The sequence below is a fragment of the Saccharomonospora iraqiensis subsp. paurometabolica YIM 90007 genome (assembly GCF_000231035.2).
Lineage (GTDB): Bacteria > Actinomycetota > Actinomycetes > Mycobacteriales > Pseudonocardiaceae > Saccharomonospora > Saccharomonospora paurometabolica.
The window spans coordinates 57,518-65,943 of sequence record NZ_KI912259.1 but is presented as its reverse complement, the minus strand read 5'-3'; the positions used below and the strand labels follow the sequence as shown (position 1 = coordinate 65,943).

9 protein-coding genes and 1 pseudogene are annotated in these 8,426 nt (G+C 71.8%); all 10 read right to left on the bottom strand.

Features of this window, described 5'->3' with window-relative positions:
• Window positions 1-183, bottom strand: a pseudogene (locus SACPADRAFT_RS33415) (serpin family protein); the annotation flags it as partial.
• A 22-nt stretch (window positions 184-205) separates the two neighbouring features.
• Window positions 206-1,516, bottom strand: a complete 1,311-nt coding sequence (locus SACPADRAFT_RS0221175; protein WP_007025460.1) for a deoxyguanosinetriphosphate triphosphohydrolase — start codon at window positions 1,514-1,516, stop codon at window positions 206-208.
• A 58-nt stretch (window positions 1,517-1,574) separates the two neighbouring features.
• Window positions 1,575-1,997 (bottom strand): hypothetical protein, encoded by a 423-nt coding sequence (locus SACPADRAFT_RS0221170; RefSeq protein ID WP_007025459.1) that lies wholly within the window; start codon window positions 1,995-1,997, stop codon window positions 1,575-1,577.
• On the bottom strand, window positions 1,994-2,410 hold the full coding sequence (locus SACPADRAFT_RS0221165) for a prevent-host-death protein (protein ID WP_007025458.1): 417 nt from the start codon (window positions 2,408-2,410) through the stop codon (window positions 1,994-1,996). Before SACPADRAFT_RS0221165 ends, SACPADRAFT_RS0221170 begins: the two co-directional genes overlap by 4 nt.
• Before the next feature lie 81 nt (window positions 2,411-2,491).
• On the bottom strand, window positions 2,492-2,821 hold the full coding sequence (locus tag SACPADRAFT_RS0221160; protein ID WP_007025457.1) for a DUF6221 family protein: 330 nt from the start codon (window positions 2,819-2,821) through the stop codon (window positions 2,492-2,494).
• A gap of 453 nt (window positions 2,822-3,274) precedes the next feature.
• Window positions 3,275-4,414: a homoserine O-acetyltransferase MetX gene (gene metX, locus SACPADRAFT_RS0221155; RefSeq protein WP_007025456.1), complete on the bottom strand. Its 1,140-nt coding sequence runs from the start codon at window positions 4,412-4,414 to the stop codon at window positions 3,275-3,277.
• Complete coding sequence (locus SACPADRAFT_RS0221150) at window positions 4,411-5,742, bottom strand: bifunctional o-acetylhomoserine/o-acetylserine sulfhydrylase (protein WP_267880021.1); 1,332 nt, start codon at window positions 5,740-5,742, stop codon at window positions 4,411-4,413. The genes metX and SACPADRAFT_RS0221150 overlap by 4 nt, the downstream gene beginning before the upstream one ends.
• 132 nt (window positions 5,743-5,874) lie before the next feature.
• Window positions 5,875-6,510: a YdcF family protein gene (locus SACPADRAFT_RS0221145; RefSeq protein ID WP_007025454.1), complete on the bottom strand. Its 636-nt coding sequence runs from the start codon at window positions 6,508-6,510 to the stop codon at window positions 5,875-5,877.
• Window positions 6,511-7,899 (bottom strand): glycine--tRNA ligase, encoded by a 1,389-nt coding sequence (locus SACPADRAFT_RS0221140; RefSeq protein WP_007025453.1) that lies wholly within the window; start codon window positions 7,897-7,899, stop codon window positions 6,511-6,513.
• Window positions 7,900-8,025: 126 nt separating this feature from the next.
• The coding region (locus tag SACPADRAFT_RS29120; protein WP_040924690.1) for a class F sortase at window positions 8,026-8,426 on the bottom strand (401 nt) is incomplete at its 5' end.

Here is an 8,426-nt window from a genome sequence, read left to right as displayed (position 1 = left end):
CGCCCCGGCGAGCAGCGCGGTGGGCTCCGCCGCGGTCGTGCCCCGCGCGGCCCGGGTCACCAGGCCGAGTGCGGAGGCCACCGAGTACGGCGAGTAGCACGAGTTGTCGCCGTCACCGGCGAACGCGCGGTGCAGGGCGAGCGCGAACGCCAGGTGCGCGCGGAGTGCGCGAGGAACGGGCATTCCACGACGTTACCGCGCATGGTCAAGATCGGTGTGCCAGGTGCCGGAAATGCCAGGCACGGGCCTGCGCATCGGTCAGCGTGGCGATCTGGTCGAGCACCACCCGCAGCCGGCCGGCGTCGCCGGAGGCGGCGTGCCACGCGGGCCGCAGCCCCGGGTCCAGCGCCTCCGGAGCCCGCTCCGGCAGCACCGCCACCAGCTCGGCCAGCATCTCGCGCTGCTCCTTCTGCACGGCCAACCGCTGCCGGTCGCTCATCACGTAGCGCAGGGCGAGCGCCTTGAGCAGGGCCACCTCGGCGGCCACCCGGTCGGGGACGGACAACTCGGCCGCGTAGCGCGACAGCGGACCGGGACCGGCCACCGCGCGGGTTCCGGTGACCGCCGCGGAGGCGAACCGGCCGACGAGTTCACTGGTGAGCCGCTTCAACGCGGCCTGCGCCCGCAGGGAGGCGTCGTGGTCGGTGCGCACCACGTCGGCCACCACGTCGAGGTCGAGCAGTCCGGTGGCCGCGTCCGTCAGGGTGGCCACCGGCAGGGCACAGAAGTGCCGTGCGGCGAGCTCGGCGAGCGCCTCCCGTTCCCCGGGGTCGGCGAGCACCCGCAGCGACAGGCGCCCGGCGAGCACCCCGTCCTCGACGTCGTGCACCGAGTAGGCCACGTCGTCGGCCCAGTCCATGATCTGGGCCTCCAGACAGCGCCGGGCGCCGGGCGCCCCGTCCCGCATCCAGGTGAACGCGGGCAGATCGTCGGCGTAGACGCCGAACTTGACCGCCGGGCCACCCGGGTCGCCGGGCGGCGCACCGGCCGGGTTCCCGGCGGGGCGGGGCCACGGGTACTTGGTCGCCGCGTCGAGGCACGCCCGGGTGAGGTTGAGCCCGTGCGGTTCGCCGTCCGGGCCGAGGACCTTCGGTTCGAGCCGGGTGAGGATCCGCAGGGTCTGGGCGTTGCCCTCGAACCCGCCGCAGGATCGGGCTGCCTCGTCCAGGGCCGCCTCGCCGTTGTGCCCGAACGGGGGATGTCCGATGTCGTGTGCCAGCCCCGCGGTGTCGCACACGTCCGGGTCGGCGCCGAGGTCCTCGGCGATGCCGCGCCCGATCTGCGCGACCTCGAGCGAGTGGGTCAGCCGGGTGCGGGGCACCCCGCTCACCTCGACGCCCTCACCGGGACCGACGACCTGCGTCTTCCCCGCGAGCGTGCGCAGTGCCGCCGAGTGCAGCACCCGCGCACGGTCCCGGGCGAACGGCGACCGGGTGTCGCCGTGCCCGCCGGGCGGGTGGGCCCGCTTCGGCGGCTCGTCGTGCCGGCGTTCGGTGTCGTGCGCGCGGTAGCCCATCGCAGGCCAGCCTACGACCGCCGGACGACGGTGCCCGGCCCGACGTGGCGCCACCGCGTCACTCCCCCGACCAGTACCGCCGGAGCGCCTCGATCGCCTCCGTCCTGCTCATCACGGCGATCTCCGACTCCCGGAGCCCGACCCGATGAACGAGCAGGTACATCAAGTCCGCCGGCAGCGCCTCCTCGGGCTGGGCGGGCAATCCCCGTTCCGGAGGCACGCCCTCCCGGACACACCGCCAGAAACCGTCCTCGTCGACCTCGAGTTGATCCCGCAGGATGTGCTGCCACAACCGTGGCCCGTACGTGCTGGGGTCGACAGGATGTGAGATCCGCGTCCGGAGAACGCGGGTGTCCGGCAGCGCCAGTTCGTAGGTGACGTGGTGCGAACCCGTCCGCCCGCGTGCGTTCCGTACTCTGCGCCATCCCTCGACCCGGCAGAACTTCTCGTGCTCGGCACGGGTACCCGGCGACCGGCTCACGCGGCGCCACCCACGAGCCACTGACGCAGCTGCTCGTCATCACTCAAGCTGATCAACTGCACGAGGCCCCAGTTGTCCCGGTGATTCTCGGCGTTGAGGAGCTCGGAATGCCAGTCCTCGGCGTACTCGCGCAACGCGTCGATCATCTCGGTGATCGCGTCGTCGAACGAGGTGCCGTCAGCCGCGACCGGAAGTCCGGGGATGAACACAGACCACCCTCCGCCTTCGGCGACGACCTGGGCATGGGAGGGAACGAGCGACACGAGGAAGTCCCGGAGACGGCCGACATCGACGACCGCCACACTCGACGCGTCTCGCCTGATCGTGGCAACCCGCCCACTCTCCGCGGCGTCGAGAAGATCCTTCAGATGCGCTCGGGCATCGGTGTAACTGTCGTAGTGGACACCGGACACTGCATACCCTCCCTCGATCGAATCCAGTATCCGGCGCCGCGTGTGGGTACGTCAAGTACGTGACGTACGTCGGGTCGCGGCTCACCCGCCGGGGCTGGCGGCCTCCCACTCACCGCGCCAGTCCGGGTGTGCCGCGTACACCGAGGCGATCAGCCGTGCCGTCTCCTCGTCCCCGCGCTCCCGGATCTCCCGCCGCAGGTGGGCGACCTTCTCGGGGAACGGCACCGGGACCCGTTCCTCCTGGGCCTCGACCGGTCCGGGCAACAGCAGGAGCCCACTGTCGTCGTCGGTGGGCATGAGCCGGAGCCGGCCACGCCGTTCGGCCTCGTCCAGAGCCGGGAGGACCCCCTCGGCGTAGCGCCGCTCGTCGTCGTCCAGACGGGCGAGCACGAACTCGGTCAGATCGGACATGTCCCCGGGGTAACCCGCACGGGCAAGCACGACACCGGTGCCGCAGGCTTGGCGGCGGCACCGACCGAGATCCGCCGGGAGCTGCGCCTCTCTCCGCCTCACACCTTCGCAACGGAGATCCGAGGCCCACCGAGCCTCGAGAGGTCCTCCGGATCGGACGTCAGCACGGTGACGGGAGGCGCGGCAGTCATCGCGGTCGCCACCAGCATCGCGTCGAGGGCGTGTCGAGGCCCGTGGAGGTTGGCATCCGCGAGCAGCGTGGAGACGAGACATCGCTCACCGGGCCGTGTTCGGCCTCCGCGACCGCGATGAGCTCGGCCAGGTTGTCGCGCTCGAGCTGGCGCGCTACCGCAGCCGTCACGTACGACGACAGACCCGACGCCCCGCCACGCGCCTTGGCCTGCTCGGCGATATCCGACGGCATGGTGATGGAGAACTTCTGCGTCAGGAAGATCAGTCCAGCAGTTCCTTGACCAGGGCGGCGACCTGGTCGGTCTCCACGAGGAACGAGTCGTGCCCGTAGGGCGAGGAGATCTCCGCGTACCGGGCGTCCGGGATGCCCTCGGCCAGTTCCCGTGCCTGCCACGGCGGGTACAGCCGGTCGCTGTCCACGCCGACGGCGATGGTCCGGGCCCGCACCCGCGCCAGGGCGGCGCCGACCCCGCCCCGATCCCGGCCGACGTCGTGGTCGTTCATCGACCGGGTCAGCAGCACGTAGCTGGCCGCGTCGAACCGGCGGACCAGCTTGTCGGCCTGGTGGTCCAGATAGGACTCCACGGCGTAGCGGCCGCCCGCGGCCGGGTCCTCCCCGTCCTGCGGCGCGCGGCCGAAGCGGCGGGTGAGCTCCGGCTCGCTGCGGTAGGTCACGTGCGCGATCCGGCGGGCGACGTCGAGCCCGCGGTGCGGCCCCTGGCCGGGGCCGAGGTGGTGGTAGTCGCCGCCGTGCCACTGCGCGTCCTCCACGACGGCCCGGATCTGCGGCGAGGCCCACGCGATCTGGTCGGCCGACGACGCGGCCGGGCTCGCCAGCAGCATGAGCGTCCGCACCCGGTCCGGCTCGGTCGCGGCCCACTCCAGGGCCCGCATCCCGCCCATCGAGCCGCCGAGCACGGCGGCCCACCGTTCGACGCCCAGCGCGTCCGCCAGCGCGCTCTCCGCGGCCACCTGGTCGCGGATGGTGATGCGGGGGAACCGGCTCCCCCAGTACCGGCCGTCCGGCGCGGGCGAGGCGGGGCCGGTCGAGCCCTGACACCCCCCGAGCACGTTCGTGACCACCACGAACAGCTCGTCGGTGTCCAGCGCCCGGCCGGGGCCGATCAGTCCGTCCCACCATCCCGGGCTGGGATGGCCGGGTTCCTCCGGCCCCGCGGCGTGGCTGTCGCCGGTCAGCGCGTGCTCCACCAGCACGGCGTTCGACCGGTCGGCGTTGAGTGTGCCCCAGGTCTCGTAGGCGATGTCGACCTCGTCGATCTCCGCGCCGGACTCGACGCGCAGCGGCGCACCGAGCCGCAGCCACCGCCTGCGCCCGACAGGATCTCCCGCCCGCCACGCTCCGGTGGCCGGCGGGAGATCCGTACTGCCGGGACCGCTCACTGGGCCGCCTTCGCGGCCCGGAATCCGGCCTCGAGGTCGGCCTTGAGGTCCTCGACCCCTTCGATGCCCACGGCCAGGCGCACCAGGCCCGGGGTCACGCCGCTGGCGCGCTGCTCCTCCGGGGACAGCTGGCTGTGCGTGGTGCTGGCCGGGTGCACGATGAGGCTGCGCACGTCGCCGATGTTCACCAGCTGGCTGTGCAGCTCCGTGCCGTCGACGAAGGCCCGTCCCGCGTCGACCCCGCCGCGCAGGTCGAACGAGAGCACCGCGCCGGTGCCGTTCGGCAGGTACCGCTGCGCCGCCGCGTGGTGCGGACTGGACGGCAGCCCGGCGTAGTAGACCTTCTCCACCTCGTCGCGCTGCTCCAGCCACTCGGCCAGCGCCTGCGCGTTCGCGACGTGCTTGTCCATCCGCAGCGAGAGCGTCTCGATGCCCTGCAGGATGAGGAAGGCGTTGAACGGCGAGATGGCCGCACCGGTGTCCCGCAGCAGCTGCACCCGCGCCTTGGCCGCGTACGCGCCCGGCCCGAGGGCCTCCCAGAACTTCAGGCCGTTGTAGCTGGGGTCGGGCTCGTTGAAGCCGGGGAACCGCGCGGGATCGGCGCCGAAGTCGAACGTGCCGCCGTCGACCAGCAGCCCGGCCACGGTGGTGCCGTGCCCGCCGAGGTACTTCGTGGCCGAGTGCACGACGATGTCGGCCCCGTGCTCGATCGGGCGCAGCAGGTACGGCGTCGGGATCGTGTTGTCCACCATCAGCGGGACGCCGACATCGTGGGCCACGTCGGCCAGGCCCCGGATGTCCAGGACGTTGCTGCCCGGGTTCGCCAGGGTCTCGGCGAAGAACACCTTCGTGTTCGGCCGGGCCGCGGCGCGCCAGGCGTCGAGGTCGTCCTGGTCGTCGACGAAGGTCACCTCGATGCCCAGCTTGGGCAGCGTGTACCGGAACAGGTTGAAGGTGCCGCCGTAGAGCGCGGGGCTGGCCACCAGGTGGTCCCCCGCACCGGCGATGTTGAGGATCGCCGTGGTGGTCGCGGCCGAACCCGAGGCGAAGGCCAGCGCCGCGACACCGCCCTCGAGCGAGGCCACCCGCTGCTCCAGGACGTCCTGGGTCGGGTTCATGATGCGGGTGTAGATGTTGCCGGGCTCGGCCAGGCTGAACAGGTCCGCCCCGTGCTGGGTGTCCCGGAAGACGTAGGAGGTCGTCTGGTAGATCGGCGTGGCACGCGCCCCGGTCGTGGGGTCGGGTTCGGCACCCGCGTGGATCTGTTTGGTCTCGAACGACCATCCGTCGGTCATCGGCTCTCTCTCCTCACGAAGTTCGGCGGTCACGGGTCCCGGACTCCGGTGGGTGCCCCGGACCGGGAGGTCGTCGGATCGACGTTAGCGACCCGGGCCGCCCCTCCCAACCACGTCCCATCAAGTGGGACAGCGGTACCACAAGATCGTGTTCTCGCAGCGATCTCACTGCACACCCAACCCGTCGGCCTGGTCGGCGGGCTGTTTCGACAGCCGGTAGTAGAGCAGTGCGGCGGTCTCCCGGAGGATGTAGCGGAACTGCGTCTCGCGGGTCTGCACCACGGGTCCGCTGTGCGTCGGCGAGGTGGCCGCGCGCAGCCCGATGTCCTCGGCCATGATCCGCGCCCGCAGCGAGTGCCACGGATCGCTCACGATCACCACGTCCGACCAGCCCCGGGCGCCGGCCTCGTCGGCCACCGCACGCAGTGAGCGCAGGGTGTCCCGGCCCTGTTCGACCGGGACCAGATCGGCCTCGGGCACCCCGCGGTCCGCGAGCCAGTCGGCCCCGGCGCCGGCCTCGGTGAAGGTGTCGCCGACACCCCGGCCCCCGGAGGTGACGATCACGTCGGCGACGCCCGAGGCGTGCAGCGCCCGTGCCTTGTCCAGGCGGGCCTGGAATATCTCCGACGGCGTCCCGTGGTACTGGGCCGCGCCCAGCACCACGATGGCGTCGGCGGCGGGCCGCTCGTCGGCCCGGGCCACCTGCCACACCCGGAACGCCGTACCACCGACCACCAGCAGTCCCACGAGGACGACGCCCAGCACCGCCCGGCCGGCCCACCGCAGCGCGCGCCCCCGCACTCAGCAGCCGATCAGTCGTGCCGCCAGGTAGGACTCCAGCTTGTCGATGGCGACGCGCTCCTGCGCCATCGTGTCCCGCTCCCGGACGGTGACGGCCTGGTCGTCGAGGGTGTCGAAGTCGACGGTGACGCAGAACGGCGTCCCGATCTCCTCCTGTCTGCGGTAACGCTTGCCGATCGACTGCGCGTCGTCGTAGTCGGTGTTCCAGTGCTTCCGCAGGGTCGCGGCGATGTCCCGGGCCTTGGGGATCAGGTCACCGTTGCGCGACAGCGGCAGCACCGCCACCTTGTACGGCGCCAGTCGCGGGTCGAGCTTGAGCACGGAACGCTTGTCCACCCCACCCTTGGCGTTGGGCACCTCGTCCTCGGTGTAGGCGTCGAGCAGGAACGCCATCAGCGGGCGCCCCACCCCGGCCGCGGGCTCGATCACGAACGGCCGGTACCGCTGGTTCGACGCCTGGTCGAAGTAGGACAGGTCCACACCGGAGTGGTTGGAGTGGGTGGTCAGGTCGAAGTCCGTGCGGTTGGCGATGCCCTCCAGCTCGCCCCACTCCTGTCCCGCGGAGAACTCGAACCTGTACTCGATGTCGACCGTGCGCTTCGAGTAGTGCGAGAGCTTCTCCTTCGGGTGCTCGTAGTGCCGCAGGTTCTCCCGCCGGATCCCGAGATCGACGTACCATTCGGTGCGCTGGTCGATCCAGTACTGGTGCCAGGACTCGTCGTCACCCGGCTCGACGAAGTACTCCATCTCCATCTGCTCGAACTCGCGCGTGCGGAAGATGAAGTTGCCCGGCGTGATCTCGTTGCGGAACGACTTGCCGATCTGCCCGATGCCGAACGGCGGCTTCTTGCGCGCCGTCGTCTGCACGTTGAGGAAGTTGACGAAGATGCCCTGCGCGGTCTCCGGGCGCAGATAGTGCAGCCCCTCCTCCGACTCGACCGGCCCGAGGTGGGTCTTGAGCATCATGTTGAACTCGCGCGGCTCGGTGTACTGGCCGCGGACGCCGCAGTTCGGGCACGGCACGTCGGACAGGTCGTCCTCGGAGACCTCGGTCCCGGTGCGTTCGGCGTAGTCCTCGGCGAGCTGGTCGGAGCGGAAGCGCCGGTGGCAGGACAGGCACTCCACCAGCGGGTCGTGGAAGGCGCCGACGTGGCCGGAGGCCACCCACACCTGGCGCGGCAGGATGACCGACGAGTCGATGCCGACCACGTCCTCGCGGCTCTGCACCATCGCCTTCCACCACTGGCGCTTGAGGTTGTCCTTCAGCTCGACGCCGAGCGGTCCGTAGTCCCACGCCGACCGGGTACCGCCGTAGATCTCCCCCGACGGGAAGACGAAGCCACGACGCTTGCACAGGTTGACGACGGTCTCGATGGTGTTGGCGGGCACAGAACGCTCCGGGGCATGTGGCATGGTCGACGGTGTCTTGCGGCTTCCCAGCGTATCCCTCGTGACGGTGCCCGCGCCGGTGGGGAGGGGACACACCGACCGGACGGGGCGGGCCCGGCATCCCGGTCAGCCGCCGCCCGCCGGTTCGGCCACCAGGATCCGGTTCTCCGTGTAGCCGTCGCCGCCGGAGACGTCGCCGCCGCAGGTCACCAGGACCAGCCGGTGCGGCCGGTCGCCGCCGAACAGACGCCCGGCATGCGCGGCGAGGTCGTCCTTGTGCAGGGTCAACGTCTCCACCACCCGGTACGCCCGGCGGGTGGCCCCGTCGTCGACCACGGTCACCCGCGCTCCCCGGCCGAGATCCCACAGCACGGCGAACGGCCCCGTCCGCCCGCCCCAGTCGACGTGTCCGGCCAGCACCGTGGCCCCGCGTGCCGCACCGGGGTCGACGCCCCACCAGCTCGCGGCGCGCAGACCGTCCGGGACGGGCAGGGTCCCGTCGGGGGTCACCCGGGTGCGCACCAGCG

What these genes read in the sequence shown, in the direction of transcription:
- SACPADRAFT_RS0221175 (WP_007025460.1), bottom strand. Translation starts at nt 1,516, where the DNA reads ATGGGCTACCGCGCGCACGACACCGAACGCCGGCACGACGAGCCGCCG.
- SACPADRAFT_RS0221160 (WP_007025457.1), bottom strand. Translation starts at nt 2,821, where the DNA reads ATGTCCGATCTGACCGAGTTCGTGCTCGCCCGTCTGGACGACGACGAG.